The sequence below is a fragment of the Enterococcus spodopteracolus genome (genome assembly GCF_030441955.1).
Lineage (GTDB): Bacteria > Bacillota > Bacilli > Lactobacillales > Enterococcaceae > Enterococcus_B > Enterococcus_B spodopteracolus.
In genome coordinates, this window is sequence record NZ_JARJHD010000135.1 from 1 (window position 1) to 405 (window position 405).

General features: G+C 49.4%; 1 riboswitch.

Going from position 1 to position 405, the window contains the following annotated elements:
• Window positions 1–179 precede the first annotated feature (179 nt).
• Window positions 180–358, top strand: a riboswitch (M-box (ykoK) riboswitch).
• Window positions 359–405 lie beyond the last annotated feature (47 nt).

Below are 405 nucleotides of genomic sequence, written 5' to 3' on the forward strand. Positions count from 1 at the left end.
CGGCTGTCTGCAGGAGCCGGAAGGCTTGAGTGGCGCGGCTTCAGCCGCTTAAGCCAAACGGCAAACTTTTTGTATTTATCGTCTCATTCAGGAACGTTTTTGCGAACTTAAACGCTCCCTCAATCATCTGCATGTTCACATTATCCCCCCTTAAATATAGGGGTATACTCCCGCCCGCAGTTCGATCTTGTTATGGCGAGGCTCCTGAGCAAAAACAAGTTACCGCCCTGATGGTGTCGAGAGAGACCACACAGGGAAATACAGGCATCCATCGAATCAAGGTGTTGCCAAGGTAACTTCCGGCGTGTTTATCGCGGATACGTTGCTCAGTGCTAAAACCGGGACGTAGGGATCTTCTTCTATATCTTCCTGTTTTGTTCGCCCTGTAAGCAGTTTTCTATAGGG